We start from the raw sequence: 19,134 nt of genomic DNA, 5'->3' as shown, positions 1-19,134 counted from the left end.
GAGCTGTCCTGTCAACGGGACAGGCGCCCGCCGAACCGCTTTATGCGGTGGAATCTATTTGGCCTTGACCAGCCGGTCACGCGCCCCTGAGAGTGAGGAATGCCTGCGTCTACTCCGAGTGGGCTTTGCGACGGACCGAGGGGACGGCCATTTTGCTTTCGTTTGGCGTGTCATCAGCGCAGCAAGGGCTGTGGCTGGCCCAGAAAATGACACCTGAGGTTTCCAACAATCCGACCATGCTCTGGGATATCGCGGGGGAGATCGACCTCGGTGTCCTTGACGTTGCGCTGCGCAGGGTGTTCAGCGAGACCGAAGCGACCCTGGTCAACTTCCGGGAGGAAGCGGACGGCCTGCGGCAGGTGATTTCAGCCCCTGGGCGACTGGAGCCGTTCGCTGTCGACGTCAGCGCGGAGGAGGACCCGGAAAGGGCGGCCCGCGCGCTGCTGACCGGCCTGGTGCGCGAACCCTTCGACTTAGCCCACGACATGCTCTTCAGGGTGGGCAGCATCCGGCTCGCGCCCGCCCGCTGCCTCCTGGTCGTGATCTTCCACCACACGGTCGCCGATGGCTTCAGCGTGGTCTCCCTGCTGTCGCGCAGGGTGGCCGAGGTCTACACGGCGCTCCACGACGGGCAGCCGGTGCCGCCGTCGCAGTTCGAGGGCCCGCGGGCGCTCTACGAAGCAGACCGGAACTACCGCAAGTCTCCGCGGTTCGCCGAGGACGCACGGTTCTGGAAGGACTATCTGGCGGACTCGCCAACTCCCGCCCAGCTGCCGCGTCCTGGCGCCGGAGCGCCCGGCGCGCTCAGCCCCGGCTCCGGCGAGCGCGTCGAGCCGGCGGACAGCTGGGCTGGACTGGCCGGTGCCATCGGGATGGTGAGCCGCGTGGTCACCGTGCCCGGGGCCGAAGCGGCACAGTGGGAGCGTACAGCCGCGCAGATCGGCGTACGGATGTCCACGTTGCTGGTCTCGGCCGCGGCCGTATACCTCGGCCGCCGCTGTGGACTGTCGGATCCGTTGTTCTCACTCAGTGTCAAGAACCGGCGCGGGGCGCTGGGGCACACCCCCGGCCTCACCTTGAATATCGTTCCGATCCGGGCCCGCGTCCCGCTGTCCTCCAGCTTCGCCGACATTGCCACGGCGGTGGGCGAGGACGTCCGTGTGCTCCTCGGCCACGCCGAACACCACATCACCGAGATCCAGCGCGGCACGGGGGCGACCGGCTCGGGGCGCAGCCCGTTCGGCCCCCTGGTCAACGTGATGCCGTTCGTGGAGGCGTTGGACTTCGCGGGCAGCCAGGCGCACCTCCTCCTCGGGTCGTGGGGCATCGTCGAGGACCTGGGCATCTCGACGTACTACGACGGGCGCGAAGGCGGCGACCTGCACATCCGCATGGACGCCCCGCCTGCCCTCCACACTGAAGCCGAACTGCTTGCAATATGCCGTGAGTTGGTGGAGTTCATCCGTGCCGCGGTGGACCGACCCGACATCCCCGTAGGCCGCCTGGACATACTGCGGCCTGACCACCGGGACCTGCTGACCCAGCTCAACGACACCGCGGCACCCAACCCCGAGCTGACGATCCCCGACCTGGTGCGGCGGCAGGCCGAGGCCAGACCTGACGCGGTCGCCGTAACCGCTGACGGCACCTCTCTGACGTACCGGGAACTGGAGGAACGCTCCGGGCGCCTCGCCGCCGAGCTGAGGCGTCGGGGCGTCGGCCCGGACAGCCTGGTGGCGGTGGTGCTGCCCCGGTCGCTGGAGCTGGTGACGGCACTGCTGGCGGTGCTCAAGGCGGGCGGCGCGTACGTGCCGATCGACCCCGCGCACCCCGTCGAGCGGGTTGAGCTCATGATGTCGGACGTCCGCCCGGTCTTGGCGCTGACTCGTACCGAGCACGCAGGTGTCGTCCCCGAAGACACCTGCCCCTCGGTGCTCCTGGACCGCCTGGGCGCGCTGCCGGACGTGGTGGTCGGCAGCGTGGGCCCCGTGGACCGGCTGGCGTACGTCATGTTCACCTCGGGCTCGACGGGTGCGCCAAAGGGCATCGGGGTGACGCAACGGAACATGGTGGACTTCGTGCTGGACCGGGGGTGGAGCTCGGGCCACGAGCGGGTGCTGCTGCGCTCGCCGCACGCCTTCGACGCGTCGACGTACGAGCTGTGGGTGCCGTTGACGCACGGTGGCACCGTGGTCGTGGCACCTCCCGGCGACCTCGACACCGCCACACTCACCGAGATCCTCGCCAGCGGCCGGATTACCGCGGTCTGCCTGCCCGCGGCGCTGCTCAACCTCATCGTCGAGCACGATCCCGCGTGTCTGTCCGGGCTGACCCATGTGGTCACGGGTGGGGAGCGCGCCTTGCCCGCGACCATCCGGCGTGCAGTGCGGGCCTGCCCCACGACGACCTTCGTGAACGTGTACGGGCCGACGGAGACGACCGTCGCCGCGACCTGCCATTCGGTCACGGGTGGTGACCCGATCGGCGACGAGATCCCCATCGGCCTCCCGACGGACAACACACGGGTCTATGTGCTGGACGGGGCGCTGCGCTTGGTGCCGCCGGGCAACGCCGGTGAGCTGTACCTGGCCGGTTCCGGACTGGCCCGCGGGTACGTCGGCCGGCACGGGCTGACCGCGGAGCGGTTCGTGGCCTGCCCGTACGGGGAGGCGGGCGAGCGGATGTACCGCACCGGCGACATCGTGTCCCTGGCGCCGTCCGGCGAGCTGGTCTTCCTCGGTCGCGCGGACGAACAGGTGAAGATCCGAGGATTCCGCATCGAACCCGGGGAAATCGAGGCGGTGCTGGAGACCCACCCAGGCGTCACCGGCGCCGGGGTCATCGCCCGCGAGGACCCCGGCGCTGGAGGGGGAAAGCAACTGGTCGGTTATGCGGCCCCGGCCGACTCCGTGACCGCCGATGAATTGCGCGAGTTCGTGGCACAACGGCTGCCTGAATTCATGGTGCCCGCGGTCTTCGTCCTGCTGGACCAGCTGCCGGTCAGTCCCAACGGCAAGCTTGACCGTGCGGCACTGCCGGCCCCCGAGGTCGGCGCCGAGAGGTACCGGGCGCCTCGGACGCCACGCGAAGAGGCCCTGGCGCGTATGTTCGCCGAGCTGACCGGGCTGGACCGGGTAGGCATCGACGACAACTTCTTCCTCCTGGGTGGGCATTCGTTGCTCGCCGCCCGGCTGGTCAACCAGGTCCGCGCCGAGCTGGGGGCCGAGATCTCCATAGGCCAGGTCTTTGAGGCGCCGACCGTCGCCGACCTTGCGGAGCGGCTCGACACCGGCGCGCCGGTGCGCCCGCCGCTGGAGCCGATGCCACGCCCGGACCGGGTGCCACTGTCGTACGCGCAGCAGCGGCTGTGGTTCCTGCACCGGTTCGAGAGCCCGTCGGCCACCTATCACATCCCGGCCGTGTTCCGCCTGACCGGAGAGCTGGACGTGGCGGCGCTCACCGCGGCGCTGGGGGATGTGGTCGCCCGGCACGAGGCGCTGCGGACCCTGATCGCCGAGGACGAGCAGGGAGTCTCCTACCAGCGGGTGGTTCCCGCGCACGAGGCTGCGGTCGATCTGCCGGTCGTGCCTGTGTCGCCCGCCGCGTTCACCGAAGCCGTGACTGCGTCGGCGGCCCGTCTCTTCGATCTGACCCGCGACCTCCCCGTGCGGGCGGACCTGCTGCGCCTCTCCGACCGGGAACACGTCCTTGTGCTGGTGCTCCACCACATCGCGGGCGACGGCGAGTCCGTGGTGCCGCTGGGGCGGGACCTGTCGGCCGCGTACGCATCCCGGCACGCGGGACACGCTCCCACCTGGTCGGACCTGCCGGTGCAGTACATTGACTACGCGCTGTGGCAACGCCAGCTGCTGGCGGAGAAAGCCGGCCAGGAGAGCCTGCTGGACCACCAACTTTCCTATTGGAAAGAAGAGTTGGCGGACATTCCGCAGCCGCTGTCGCTCCCCGTAGACCGTCCTCGGCCGCCGGTGGCTACCCACCGCGGCGACCTGCTCGACTTCACCGTCGGGCCGGAGCTGCTCGCCCAGGTGGACGAGCTCGCCCGCGAGCACGGCGTGACCGCCTCTATCGTGCTGCAGGCCGCCCTGGCCGTGCTGCTGCACCAGATGGGCAGCGGTGACGACATCGCCATCGGTTCGCCGATCGCGGGCCGTACCGACGAGGCGTCGGCGGATCTGATCGGGTTCTTCGTCAACACCTGGGTGCTGCGGGTGCATCTGGCGGGGGACATGCCGTTCGAGCGGATCCTTGAGCAGGTCCGTGACAAGGCATTGGCGGCCTACGACCACCAGGACGTGCCGTTCGACCGGCTGGTCGAGCTGATCAACCCGGACCGGTCACTGGCCTACCACCCGCTGTTCCAGGTGATGTTCGCCTGGCAGGACACCCTGCCAGGCTTCGACCTCGCCGACGTACGGGCGGAGTGGAGCGTGGCCTCCACCGGCACCGCGAAGTTTGACCTGCTGTTCAACCTGGGGCCTGACCCCGATGGGCAGGGCCTGCGGTGCGGAATCGAGTACGCCACCGACCTGTTCGACCGGGCGACCGTCGAGCGGATCGCCGGACGGTTCATCCGAGTCCTGCGGCAGGTCGTTGGTGAACCTGCCCGGCCGGTCGGGACCGTCGACGTGCTGGACACGAGCGAATGGGCCTGGCTCACCGAGGGGTACACCGGAGCGGTGGCACCCGCCTCCGTCACGGCGGCTCACGCATCCGATGCAGCGGCTCCTGAGACGACGCTCCCCGAGGAACTGGCACGGCGCGTGGCCGCGACACCGGACGCCGTCGCCGTGCTCGCCGACCGGACGGCCCTGACGTACCAGGAGCTCGACACCCGCGCCAACCGCCTGGCCCACGAGCTCATCCGGCATGGCGTGGGCCCGGAGACGGTCGTGGCAGTCGCCCTGGCACGCTCACCCGAGCTGGCCGTGGCGCTGCTGGCGGTGCTCAAATCCGGCGGCGCGTACCTGCCGGTCGACCCCGAAGACACCGGCGCCCGCACGCAGTTCGTGCTGTCCGACGCGCGCCCGCGGGTGATAGTCACCAACGAGGCGACCTCGGCCGTGCTGCCCGGCGGCGACCTGCCCCACCTCCTGATCACGGAGGAAGTCCATCCCGAGGACGGTCACCCCGACGCCGCCCCGTGCCCGGCGCGGCCAGACGGACTGGCCTGTCTTCTGTACGTCTCCGGCCCGACGGGGCAGCCCAAGGGCGTCGCTCTCACCCACCGCAACGTCCTGTCCCTGTTCACGGGGGCGCGGGCCCGGTGCGGTTTCGGCCCAGACGACGTTTGGACCTGGAGCCACTCGCCCGCCTCCGACGTTTCGGTATGGGAGATGTGGGGCGCCCTGCTGCACGGGGGCCGGGCCGTAGCCGTGCCCAGCGACGTGGCGAGCTCCCCCGAGGCGCTGTGGGATCTCGTCGTCTGCGACGGAGTCACGGTGCTGAGCCTGGTGCACTCCGACTTCCACGAGCTGACCCGGTCCGCCCTAGCCACCTTCGAGCACGGCCTGAGCTCGGCGCTGCGCTGGGTGTTCCTCAGCGGCGAGGAGACCGACCCGGCTGGGCTCCAGGGGTGGCACCCAAGCCAACTGCCCGGCGCACCCACACTGGTGCACACCTACGGCAGCGCTGAGACGACGGTGCAGGTCAGCCACCTCGACCTCACCGAGGCCCTCGCGGACCAGGACGCCGTTCCGGCGGGACGGCCGATCGACGGCGTCCGAGCCTATGTGCTCGGCCCGGGCCTCACCCCGCTGCCCCCGGGCGCCGTGGGTGAGGTGTACGTGGCCGGAGCGGGCGTCGCCCGTGGCTACCACGGTAGCCCGGGGCTGACCGCGCGGTGGTTCGTGCCCGATCCGTACGGTCCACCGGGCTCGCGCATGTACCGTACCGGCGACCTGGCGCGCTATGACCGGGCGGGAGGAATCGAGTTCACTGGGCGGGCCGACGCTCAGGTGCGGATCGGCGGTGTGCGGATCGACCCCGCTGAGATCGAGGCCGCCCTGCTCGCCTACCCGGGTGTTGCCCGGGCCGCGGTGGTGGCCAGGGACCACCTCGGCGAGAAACGACTGGTGGCCTATGTCGCGCCGGTCGGGCCCGCTGACACCAGCGGTGCGGTGAGTATCGGTGACGTCGATGTCGACCTCAACGCCGGCGTCACGGTGGGGGAGTTGCGGGCGTTCGTGGCGCGTCGGCTGCCTGATTCCATGGTGCCCGCCGCGATCGTGGTGCTCGACAGCCTGCCCGTGACGGCGGCCGGGAAGCTGGACCGGGCCGCCCTGCCCGAGCCGGAACGCACCGGCCGGGCCTACCGGGTACCGTCATCGGCGACGGAGGTGGCCCTCGCTCGGATCTACGCCGAGGTGCTCGGCCTGGACCGGGTCGGTGCCGACGACGACTTCTTTGCGGTGGGTGGCGAGAGCATCCGGTCCATCCAGGTAGCGGTCCGCGCGCGGGCCGCCGGGATCGAGATCACACCCCGGCAGGTGTTCGAGTGCCGGACCGTTGCACGGCTCGCCGAGGTGGCCGGAGTGGCCGCCGGCGTCCGCGGCGCGGCCCTGGAAGAGCTCGACGGCGGTGCCCTGGGGTGGATGCCGCTGACCCCCATCGCGCGGTACGTCCTCGAACTGGGCGGAAATTGCGACGCGTTCTCCCAGAGCATGGTGCTGGAACTGCCGGATGGCATCGACATGGTGGGCCTGTCGACGACCTTGACCGCGGTGCTGAGCCACCACCCGGTGCTGCGGTCCCGGCTGGTGGCTGAGCCCGAGGCCGGGCTCGTCGTCGGCGACCCCGTGACCGTGGACGGCCTGATCCGCCAGACCGACTGGGATGGTGGCTGGTCCGGCGCCGACTGGGATCGCGTGCTGGCCCGAGAGCTGCGCGCCGCGGCGGACCAGCTGGAGCCGACGGTTGGGCATATGGCGCGGTTCGTCTGGTTCCGCTCCCCCCGGGGGCAGGGCCGGCTGCTGGTCGTCCTACACCACTTGGTCGTCGACGGTGTGTCATGGCAGATCCTGCTCTCCGACCTGGCCACGGCGTGGAGACGGGTGAGCGAGGGACGTGCCGTCGAGCTGCCGCCGCAGACCACGTCCGTACGGCGCTGGTCGCACGCCCTGATCGAGGAGGCCGCCCGGCCCGGCCGGGAGGCGGAAAGCGTGCTGTGGAAGCGCGTACTGTCCGGCCCGGACCCGCTGCTGGGAACGCGGCCCCTGGACCCCTCGATCGACCTCATGTCCACTGGGGACAGCGTGCAGGTTGAGCTGTCCGCCGAGGTGACCCGGCTCCTGCTCACCACCTTGCCCGCGGCCTTCCGCTGCGGTGCCAACGACGGGCTGCTCGCCGCGCTGGCGGTCGCGGTCCGGCAGTGGCGGGCGGACGGCGACCCCTCGGTCCTGATCCGCCTCGAAGGCCACGGCCGCGAGGAACAGGTTGTTCCGGGCGCCGACTTGTCCCGCGCGGTCGGCTGGTTCACCAGCATGTCCCCGGTCCGGCTCGACGTCGGCGCCCACGACCCCGACGAGGTCTGCTCTGGCGGCCCGGCGGCCGGTGACCTGATGAAGTCCGTCAAGGAACAGCTGCTGGCGATCCCCGACAAGGGCATCGGATACGGCTTGCTGCGCTACCTGAACCCCCGGACGCGGGCGGAACTGGCCCCGTACCCAGCGGGGCAGATCACGTTCAACTACCTCGGTGGTTCTCCGTCCGCAGACCTGCCCGAGGAGGTGCGTGGCCTGGGATGGGCACCCGCCCCCGAAGCGGGCGGCCTGTTGGCGCCGCTGGCCGCGGACCTGCCGATGATGTCCGCGCTGGATGTGACCGCCGCTGTCACCGGCGACGGTGGCGCCCGGCGCCTGAGCGCCACCTTCAGCTTCGCCAGCGGTGTCCTCTCCCGCGAACAGGTACGGGAGTTGGCGCACGCATGGCAGGCCGCGTTGGAAGGGCTCGCGCGCCACGCGGCCTCGCCCGAAGCCGGTGGACTCACGCCGTCGGACGTGTCGCTGGTCGCGGTGGGCCAGCGCGAGATCGACCGGTGGCGGGCCCGCCACGCGGGGCTCGCCGACATCTGGCCGCTGACCCCGCTGCAGTCAGGGCTGCTCTTCCACGCCTCGCTGGCCGGCTCGTCGTTCGACGCCTACCAGGTCCAGCTGGTCTTCCACCTGGCCGGACAGGTTGACCCCGAGCGGATGCGGGTGGCCGGTCAGGCGCTGCTGGACCGGCACGCCAGCCTGCGGGCCGGGTTCGTCAGCGCCGCAAGCGGTGAGCCAGTGCAGATCGTGGTCGACGGGGTCACCCTGCCCTGGCAGGACCTCGACTTGCGCGACCTGCCGGCCCCCGAGCGCGACGAGGCGCTCGGGCGGTTCCTGGCCGAGGGTCTCGCGAGCCACTTCGCGCTGGACACGCCGCCTCTGCTGCGGCTGACCCTGGCTCGAACCGGACCCGAACGCGCCGAACTCGTACTCACCTCACACCATGTGCTGTTCGATGGCTGGTCCCTACCGATCCTGATGAAGGAGCTGCTGCACCTTTACGCCACCGGGGGTGACCCCTCGGCACTGCCACGGCACCGCGACTACGGGCTGTTCCTGGAGTGGCTTACCCGCCAGGACCGTGACGAGGCCGCGGACGTCTGGGCCGAAGAGCTGGATGGGATCGAGGAGCCGACGCTGGTCGTCGCGCGTACAGCGTCCGAAACCTCGGCGCCGGAACTGACGAAGTCCGAACCGGAGGTATCGGAACAGCCAGCGTCGGACCCGGCGGCGTCCGAGGCGACGGCGTCTGGATCATTGGCGGCCGCACCGGCCACAGCGGAGATCGGACACATCGACGTCCCCCTGTCCGCAGCGGACTCCCAGGAGCTGTCCCGCCGCGCCGCCGAACTGGGCGTCACGGTCAACACGGTCCTGCAGGGCGCCTGGGGACTCCTGCTCGCTGCGCTGACTGGCCGTCAGGACGTGGTGTTCGGCGCCACTGTCTCCGGCCGTCCCCCCGCCGTCGCGGGAGCCGACTCGATGGTGGGGATGTTCGTCAACACCGTGCCCGTACGGGTGCGGTGCACACCGTCCGACACCGCGGCCGGGCTGCTGACCGGGCTGCAGGACCGGCAAGCCGCCCTCCTGGAGCACCACCACTACGGGCTCACCGACATCCACCGGCTGACCGGACTCGACGCCCTCTTCGACACGCTCGTCGCCTTCGAGTCCTACCCCGTGGACCGTGCCGGGATCAGCGACGCCAACGCCGCGGCCGGGATCGAGGTCACCGGCATCCGCCCGTTCACCGTCACCCACTACCCGATGACCGTGATGGCTTCCGCCGACCCGCACCTGCGCCTGTCGCTGCAGTACCGACAAGGTCTCTTCCAGCGGGAGGCAGCCGAGGCCATCGCGGCCCGGTTCGCCCGCGTGCTGCGGTTCTTCACCGGCGCACCAGACAGGCCGGTCGCCGAGGCGGACGTGCTGGCGCCGGGGGAGCGAGAGCGCCTGCTGTACGCGTACAACGACACCGCCGCGTCCGTTTCCGCCGTGACGCTCCCCGATCTGTTCGCACGGCAGGCCGCCCAGACTCCCACGGCCGTCGCGGTTGTGGACGAGACCACGACGCTGACATACCAGCAACTCAACGCTCGGGCCAACCGGCTGGCACACGGTCTGATCGCGCACGGTGTGGGGCCCGAAGCCGTCGTGGCCGTAGCCCTGCCCCGCTCAGCGGACCTGGTCGTGGCGATCCTGTCGGTGCTCAAGGCGGGTGGCAGCTATCTGCCCGTCGACCCCGATTTCCCGGGCACCCGACTGGACTTTGTCCTCACCGATGCTCGCCCGCGGCTGATCCTCACCGACGACGCCACAGCGGCGGTCCTGCCATGTCCCGACATACCCCGGGCACGGCTCGACGAACTCGCCGCGACCACGGCCACCGATCCGGCACACCGCGCACGGCCGGACAACCCGGCCTACCTGATGTACACCTCCGGCTCGACCGGGACGCCCAAGGGCGTCGTGATCACCCACGGCAATGTGGTCAACGGCGTGGCGCAGCTGGTGGACCGCCTGGGCGTGCCCGCGGGGTGGCGCATGCTCGCCGGTACGTCGATCGGCTTCGATGTGTCGGTCTTCGAGATGTTCACGACGCTGGCCACCGGCGGCACCGTCGAAGTGGTTCGCGACGTCCTGGTGCTCGGCGAGCGGGAGAGCTGGGCGGGCGGCGTGATCAGCACTGTCCCCTCGGCCTTCGCCGAGCTGGCGGACCGGCTGCCCGGACGGGTCAGCGCCGACGCCGTCGTCTTCGCGGGCGAGGCGCTGCCCGCCAGGCTCGCGGTGCAGGCCCAGAAGACGCTCCCTGGAACACGGGTGATCAACGCCTACGGGCAGAGCGAGACCTTCTACGCAACCGCGTTCACCATGCCCGCCGATCAGGACGGACCGTCGACCGGCTCCGTGCCGATCGGCACGCCGCTGGGCAATGTGCGCGTCTACGTGCTCGGCCACACGCTGGCTCCGGTACCCGAGGGCGTGACGGGCGAGCTGTATGTCGCCGGGGCGAGCATGGGCCGGGGCTACCACGGCCGCGCCGGACTGACCGCGCAGCGGTTCGTACCGGACCCGTACGGCCCCCCGGGCTCGCGGATGTACCGCACCGGTGACCTCGGCCACTGGAACGCTGACGGCGAGCTGGAGTACGCCGGACGCGCCGATGCGCAGGTCAAGGTCCGTGGCTACCGGATCGAGCCCGCCGAGGTCGAGGCCGCGCTCGCCGCGCACCCGGCCGTCGGACAGGCCGTCGTCGTCCCCCGCACGACCAGTGGGACCGTGCGGCTGGTGGCGTACGTGGTGCTCGGCGCCCCGGCGTCCGCCGACGAGCTGCGGGCGTTCATCGCGGCGCGGCTACCCGCGTTCATGGTGCCGTCAGGTGTCGTCGTCCTGGACCGGTTCCCTCTGACGCCCAGCGGGAAGCTGGACCGCCGGGCCCTTCCGGAGCCGGAGTTCGCCGGCACTGCGTACCGGGCCCCGCGAACCCGCAGGGAAGAGGCCCTGGCGGAGCTGTTCGCCGAGGTGCTCGGCGTCGAACAGGTCGGCGTCGACGACGACTTCTTCGCACTGGGCGGGCACTCGCTGCTCGCCACCCGGCTGGTCGGTCGCATCCGGGCAGAGCTGGACACCGAGGTCCCGATCCGGGCCGTCTTGGAGGCAACGACGGTCGCACGGCTGGCGGTCCGGCTGGTGGCCGGAGATCAAGCACGACGGCCTGCCCTGACGCGGGCAGAGCGCCCCGAGCGGATACCCCTGTCGTTCGCGCAGCGGCGGCTGTGGTTTATCGACCGGTTCGAGGGCCCGTCTGCCACCTACAACCTCCCGCTGGTGGTGCGGCTCCACGGGGAGCTGAACGTGGCGGCACTGGGCGCCGCGCTGCTCGACCTGCTGGGCCGGCACGAGAGCCTGCGGACGCTGATCGCCGAGGACGAGCGCGGCGTCGCCTACCAGCGGGTGCTGCTCGCCGACGAGGTGGCGCTGGACCTGCCGGTTCTCCCGGTCACCGAGGACGAGGTGCCCGGCACGGTCGCCGAATTGATCGCCCAAGCCTTTGACGTGTACGTAGAGATCCCCGTGCGCGCACGGCTGCTCCGCCTCGCCCGGGACGAGCACGTCCTCGTGCTGGTGATTCACCACATCGCCGCCGACGGCGGCTCGGCCGCCGCGCTCACCCGCGACCTGTCGGTCGCCTATGCTGCGCGGCGCGAGGGCCGTCCACCTGAGTGGCCGGACCTGCCGGTGCAGTACGCCGACTACACGCTCTGGCAGTCGCGGCTGCTGGGTGAGGAGAGCGACCCCGGAAGCATCCTGGCCCAGCAATCCGACTACTGGCGGCGGGAACTCGCTGACGTGCCGGTGCCGTTGGCCCTGCCCACCGACCGGCCCCGGCCGCCGGTGGCCAGCCACCGCGGCGGCCGGGTCGACTTCACCATCGACCCCGGCGTGATGGCCGGTGTAGAGGCGCTGGCGCGTGGCGGTGAGGCGACGGCCTCAATGGTGCTGCAGTCCGCGCTGGCCGTACTGGTGCACCAGCTGGGCGGTGGCGACGATGTCACCATCGGCTCGCCCATCGCGGGCCGTACCGACGAGGCATTGGCCGAGCTGGTGGGCTTCTTCGTCAACACCTGGGTACTGCGGGTGGGGCTGTCCGGGAACCCGTCCTTCGCAGAGCTGTTGGACCAAGTGCGCGACAAGGCGATGACGGCATACGACAACCAGGACGCGCCGTTCGAGCGCCTGGTGGAGCTGATCAACCCCGAGCGGTCCACCGCCTACCACCCGCTGTTCCAGATCATGTTCGCCTGGCAGAACACCGTCCCGCTCGACCTGGACCTGCGCGGGCTGCGGATCGAAGAGGAACCGGTCCCGGCGGCCACCGCCAAATTCGACCTGCTCGTCAACCTCACCCCCGACCCAGCCGACGGCGGCGCCCTCGGCGTCTTCGAGTACGCCACGGACCTGTTCGACCAGGACACCGTCGAGCGGCTCGCCGCCCAGTTCGTTCAGGTACTGCGCCAGGTCGTCGACGACCCCGCCGTTCGGATCGGCTCCGTCGACATCCTGGATGAGGGCGAACGAGACCGGCTGGTACGGGACTTCAATGACACCGCGGCGCCGCTGCCCGCGCTGACCGTGGTGGACTTGTTCGACCGGCAGGCCGCCGAGACGCCGGACGCTGTCGCAGTGGTGTGCGGCGACACGGAGCTGACCTACCGGGAACTGGCCGCGCGAGCCGGGCGCCTGGCCCAGGCCCTCGCGCGGGAGGGGGTCGGGCCCGAGACACTGGTGGCCGTCGCGCTGCCACGCACCCCGGACCTGGTGGCCGCCCTGCTTGCCGTCCTCATGACCGGCGGCGCCTACCTGCCGATCGACCCGGCGTACCCCAGCGGCCGGCTGGGCCATGTGCTGGCCGATGCCCGTCCGCGGCTGGTCCTGACCGACCCCGCCACCGAGGAGGTCCTGCCGCACGACGACACCCCCCGCCTCTACCTGGATGACCTGCGCGGCGAGCCCAACCGCCCCCGGGCGGCTGTAAGCCAGCAAAACCTGGCGTACTTGATGTACACCTCCGGGTCGACCGGGACGCCCAAGGGCGTGGGCATCACCCACGAGGGCGTCACCAACGGCGTGCTGGCACTGATCTCGGCGGCCGGTGTGACGCGCGGGACCCGCATGATGGCGGGCACCTCGGTCAACTTCGACGTTTCGCTGTTCGAGCTGTTTACCACGCTGTGCGCGGGCGGCACCGTCGAGCTGGTACGGGATGTGCTGGTGCTCGACGAGCGGGGTGGCTGGAGCGGCGGCGTGATCAGTACGGTCCCGTCGGTCTTCGCCGATCTGGTCGAGCGGATCGCCGACCGGACCACCGTGGACACGGTGGTGTTCGCCGGTGAGGCGCTGCGATCGGGACTGGTGCGGCGAGTACGCGCCGAGCTACCCGGCGTACGCTTGATCAACGCCTACGGGCAGAGCGAGTCCTTCTACGCCAGCACTTTCGAAGTGCCCTCGCATGTAGAGCAGTTGGACACGGACACCGTGCCCGTCGGGCGGCCACTGGCCAACATGCGCATGTACGTGCTCGGTGCCGGGCTGGCCCCCGTGCCCACGGGCGTGGCTGGCGAGCTGTACGTCGCCGGGCCGGTGGGCCGTGGCTACCACGGCCGCCCCGGTCTGACCGCCGAGCGGTTCGTGCCGGACCCCTTCGGCCCGGAGGGGGCGCGGATGTTCCGCACGGGCGACCTCGCGCGGTGGAACCAGGACGGACAACTGGAGTACGCCGGTCGGGCGGACGCCCAGGTCAAGGTGCGCGGGTTCCGGATCGAGCCCGGCGAGGTCGAAGCGGCCCTGACCGCGTACCCCGGCGTGGCCCAGGCTGTGGTGATCGCCACGGAGAGCGGGAGCGGCGGCAAGCGACTGTTGGGATACGTGGTCCCGGCCGGGGCCGCACCCGCCGACAGCGTCGACCTGACAGCCGGTGTGTCGGCGGGGGAGCTGCGCGGCTTCGTAGCAGCGCGGCTGCCCGACTACATGGTGCCCGCGGCGTTCGTCGTGCTGGACCGGCTGCCCCTGACTGCGAACGGGAAACTGGATCGGGCCGCCCTGCCCGAGCCGGAGTTCACCGGCACCACCTACCGCGCGCCCGGATCGGCGCAGGAGCAGATCCTGGCCGAGGTGTACGCCGAGGTGCTCGGCCTGGCCGAGGTCGGGATCGACGACGACTTCTTCGCCATCGGCGGCGACAGCATTCGCTCGATCCAGGTAGTAACCCGATCCAGAGCGCTGGGCGTTGAGGTCACACCCCGGCAGGTGTTCGAGTGCCGGACGGTGGCCGAGCTGGCTGAGTCCGCGTTAGCGAACGGGACACCGAGCGCAGGTCAGGGCCTGCCGGAGCTGGACGGCGGCGGCACCGGCTGGATGCCGCACCTGCCCGCCGCCCGGCACCTGCTCGAACTTGGCGGCGGCCATGACCGATTCTCGATGGCAATGGCCCTCGACCTGCCAAAGGACATCAACTGGGACGGGCTGCTGGCGACGGTGTCCGCGGTCGTTGACCGCCACGACGTACTCCGGTCTCACCTGGTGACTGAGCCCGAGGAGGGCCTGGTCGTTACCGCGCCGGGCTCGGTGGACGTCGGCCTGTGGATGGGCCTGGCCGATTGGGACCCGGCTGATGTGTGGGAGCGGCGGGTGGCCGAGGAGCTGGATGCGGCCGCCGGCCGGCTCGAACCGGCCGCCGGTGTCATGGCGCAGTTCGTCTGGCTCCGGCACGACGAGGGCCCCGGCTGGCTACTGGTGGTGTTGCACCATCTGGTGGTTGACGGGGTGTCCTGGAGGATCCTGCTCCCAGACTTCGCCGCCGCCTGGGAAAGGGTGCGCGACGGCCGTCCGGCCGCCCTGCCCGAGGTGGCGACCTCGGCGCGGCGGTGGTCGCACGCAGTGGTGGAAGAGGCGTCCCGCCCCGTCCGGGAGGCTGAACTGCCTGTGTGGCGCGGTCAGCTCAGCGGGCCGGACCCGGTGATCGGTTCCCGGCGGCTGGACCCTGCAGTGGATGTGACGTCCACGGTGGACACCGTACGGGCCGAACTGTCCGCCCCGACGACCGAAGCCCTGCTGACCACGGTGCCCGCGGCCTTCCACGGCGGGGTCAACGACGGCCTGCTCGCGGCGCTGGCGCTCGCTGTCAGGCAGTGGCGGGACACCGAGGACACCTCGGTCCTGCTGCGGCTCGAAGGGCACGGCCGGGAAGAGCAGGTGGTCCCAGGCGCGGACCTTTCCCGCACGCTGGGGTGGTTCACCAGCATGTTCCCGGTCCGCTTGGAAGTGGGCGGGATCGACGTCGAGGAGGTCCTCGGCGGCGGCGAGGCCGCGGCCAGGCTCATCAAGTCCGTCAAGGAACAACTGCTGGCGATCCCGGACAAGGGGATCGGCTACGGCCTCCTGCGCTACCTCAACCCGCAGACCGGGTCGGAGCTCGCGGGCTGCCCGCAGGCGCAGATCGGGTTCAACTACCTCGGTCAGTTCACCTCATCCGATATGCCCGAGACGGTGCGCGACCTTGGCTGGAGCGCTGTGCCCGGGATCGGCGCGCCCACGCCCGACGCGGATATGCCAGTGATGTCCGCCCTGGAAGTGAGCGCGGCCGTCATCGACACCGACCAAGGACCGCGACTGACTACGGTGTTCACTTTCCCCACCGGGGTGCTCTCCAGCGGCGAGGTGCGCAAGCTGGCGGACCTGTGGTGCGCCGCGCTGGAGGGACTGGCCCGGCATGTCGCCCAGCCCGGAGCCGGTGGGCTCACGCCGTCCGATCTGCCACTGGTGTCTGTCAGCCAGTACGACATCGACAAGTGGGAGGAGCGGCACCCGGGCGTGGTCGACGTCTGGCCACTGAGCGCCATGCAGTCCGGCATGCTCTTCCACAGCATGCTGGCCGACACCTCGTCCGACCCTTACCACATGCAACTGGTGTTCCACCTAGCCGGACCGGTGGACCCGGCGCGGATGCGGGCGGCGGGGCAGGCCCTGCTGAACCGGTTTGCCGCCTTGCGGACCGCGTTCGTCAACGATTCGGCTGGCCATCTGGTGCAGCTGGTGCTGGACGGCGTGGAACTGCCGTGGCGACAGCTCGACCTGAGCGAGCTGGCCGAGGACGAACGCCAACGGGCCTTCGAGCGATTGCTGGCTGAGGACCAGGCTGCCCACTTCGATCCGGCTGTCCCCCCGCTGCTGCGGATGACCTGGGTCGGCATGGGCCCCGACCGCTCGGAGCTGGTCTTCACCGCGAACCATGCCCTGTTCGATGGATGGTCGCTGCCGCTGCTGATGCAGGACCTGCTGCGGCTCTACGGCACGCGCGCGGATACCTCGGTGTTGCCGCGCACCCGCAGCTACCGGGACTTCCTGGCATGGCTGGCGCAGCGGGACCGCGAGGAGTCAGCGCGGGCCTGGGCGGAGGAGCTCGCCGGGCTCCAGGAGCCGACGACGCTGGTCCCCGACGCCCGTCCGGGGGCAGCACAGAAAGGGTATGGGCAGGTCGAGGTCGCCCTGCCATCGGATGTGGCCCGGGAACTGTCACGACGTGCTGCCGAGTTGGGCATCACGCTTAACACCGTGGTGCAGGGCGCTTGGGCGATCGTGCTGGGACAGCTGACGGGACGCCAGGACTTGGTGTTCGGCGCCACTGTGTCCGGCCGTCCCCCCGCCGTCGCGGACGCCGATTCCATGGTCGGTCTGTTCATCAACACCGTTCCTGTACGCGTGCGGTGTGCGCCCCAGGACACCTTGGCCGGGCTGCTGACCGACCTCCAGGCCCGGCAGGCCGCTCTCCTTGACCACCATTCCTACGGGCTGATCGACATCCAGGAAGCGGCCGGACTGGGCAACCTCTTCGACAGCATCGTCGTCTTCGAGTCCTTTCCGGTCGACCGCGTCGGCCTCACCGATGCGCATACCTCCGCGGGCATCGCCATCACCGGTATCCGCCCGCTGACCGGCACCCACTACCCGCTGATGGTGGCGGCCGACGCCGCCCCCTACCTGCGGGTGGGCCTGCAGTACCAGGACACCTGGTTCGACCGGGTCACCGCGCAGGACATCGCGGCCCGCCTCGGGCGAGTGCTGCGGCACCTGGCGGCCGACCCCGGCCTGCCGGTCCGGCTGGTGGACATGCTGGGGCAGGCCGAGCGCGACCGGCTGCTGCACGAGGTCAACGACACGGCGGAGCCGGTACCGGCACTGACCGTTCCCGCACTGTTCGAGCGGCAGGCCGCCGCTACACCCGACGCCGTCGCCGTGGTCTTCGACGGTGCGACGTTGACCTACCAGGAGGTGAACACGCGGGCGAACCGGCTGGCGCACCGTCTCATCGAGCACGGCGTCGGCCCGGAGCGGCAGGTGGCGCTGCTGCTGCCCCGGTCGGCAGACCTGGTGGTGGCGATGCTGGCGGTGCTGAAGGCCGGCGGCGCATACGTGCCTGTCGACCCGGCCTATCCAGCGGACCGGGTGCGGCTGATGCTCACCGACGTCGCGTCGGTGGCCGTACTCACTGACCAGGCCACCGCGGGCGGGCTTCCCACGACGGCGCTACCGTGCCTGCTCGTTGAGGAGGAGCTGCTCGTTGACGGGGCCGGGGGCGATACGGCGCCAGACCCCACCGACGCCCACCGCATCGGTGCCCTACGACCCGGCAACCTGGCCTACGTGATCTACACCTCCGGATCCACCGGCACGCCCAAGGGTGTCGCCATGACTCACGACAACGTGGTCAACAGCGTCAGTACGATGGCGTCCCTGCTCGGAACCGGCGCCGCCCCACGGGTACTGGCCAGTACCTCGGTCTCGTTCGACGTCTCGGTTTTCGAGATCTTCACCACCCTGGGCACCGGCGGCAGCGTCGAGGTGGTCCGCGACATCCTGGCGCTTGGCGAACGCGAGGCGTGGTCGGGCAGCGTACTGTCCAGTGCGCCCTCCGCTTTCGACGAGCTGCTGCACCATCTCGGCACCACGGTCACCGCTGACACAGTCGTCTTCGCCGGTGAGCCGCTGACCCCGGCGGTTCTCGACCGCACCCGGGCCGCGATGCCCGGCGTCCGGATCGTCAACGGATACGGGCCCACCGAGACGTTCTACGCGTCGACGTACACCGTTCCCGACGCGAGTGCCGTCCCCGACACGGGTGCCGGCGGCGCGCCAGGCCCCGGCTCGGTGCCGATCGGCGGCCCGCTGGGGAACGTTCGGATGTACGTGCTGGACGAGTGGCTACGACCGGTTCCGCCCGGTGTGGCGGGCGAGTTGTACATCGCGGGCGCGGGACTGGCTCGGGGGTATCTCGGCCAACCGGCGCTGACCGCGACGCGGTTCGTGCCGGACCCCTTCGACGCGGAACGGGGCGGCAGCCGGCTCTACCGCACCGGTGACGTGGTGCGGTGGACCCCGGCCGGGGTGCTTGAGTACCTGGGGCGCGCCGACGACCAGGTGAAGGTGCGCGGCTTCCGTATCGAGCCGGGCGAGATCGAGGCCGTCCTGGCATCCCATCCGGGGGTGTCGCAGGCGGTGGTGGTTGCCCGTGACCTTCAGATGGGCGGCGGCAAGCAGCTGGCCGGGTACGTCGTACCGGTCCGGCCCGGTACACCCGCCGAAGGCATGGAGCCACTGGACGGCGCCGCGGTGCGCCGCTTCGCCGGAGAGCGGCTGCCGGACTTCATGGTGCCCGCGGTGGTGACGGTGATCGACGCAGTGCCGCTGACGCCCAACGGGAAGCTGGACCGGCAAGCGCTGCCGGACCCGGAGTTCGACGCGGTGAACGAGTACCGCCCGCCGCGCACCGCACGGGAACAGGCCCTGGCGGAGCTGTTCGCCGAGGTGCTCGGGGTCGATCGGGTCGGCATCGACGACGACTTCTTCCTTCTGGGCGGGCACTCGCTGCTCGCTACCCGGCTGATCGCCCGGATCCGTGCCGCACTGGGCGTAGAAGTGCCGATCCGGCTGGTGTTCGAGTCCCCAACGGTCGCCGGGCTGGCGGCCAAGTGGACGGACATGGCTGCCTCCCGCAGGCCGCGCCTGCGCAAGATGACTGAGGAGTGAC

Annotated in this window: 1 protein-coding gene; it reads left to right on the top strand. The window is 70.8% G+C overall.

Translation table 11 applies throughout. The features are described from left to right. Positions 1 to 92 precede the first annotated feature (92 nt). Positions 93 to 19,133, top strand: coding sequence for a non-ribosomal peptide synthetase (locus tag SNA_RS29595; protein WP_338059834.1), 19,041 nt, complete (start codon positions 93 to 95; stop codon positions 19,131 to 19,133). Position 19,134: the final 1 nt, after the last annotated feature.

Origin of the sequence: Streptomyces natalensis ATCC 27448, from assembly GCF_000935125.1 — a bacterium.
In the GTDB taxonomy this organism is placed as follows: Bacteria; Actinomycetota; Actinomycetes; order Streptomycetales; family Streptomycetaceae; genus Streptomyces; species Streptomyces natalensis.
Note: the sequence above shows the minus strand (reverse complement) of the source record. Positions and strands in the feature narration are given on the sequence as shown.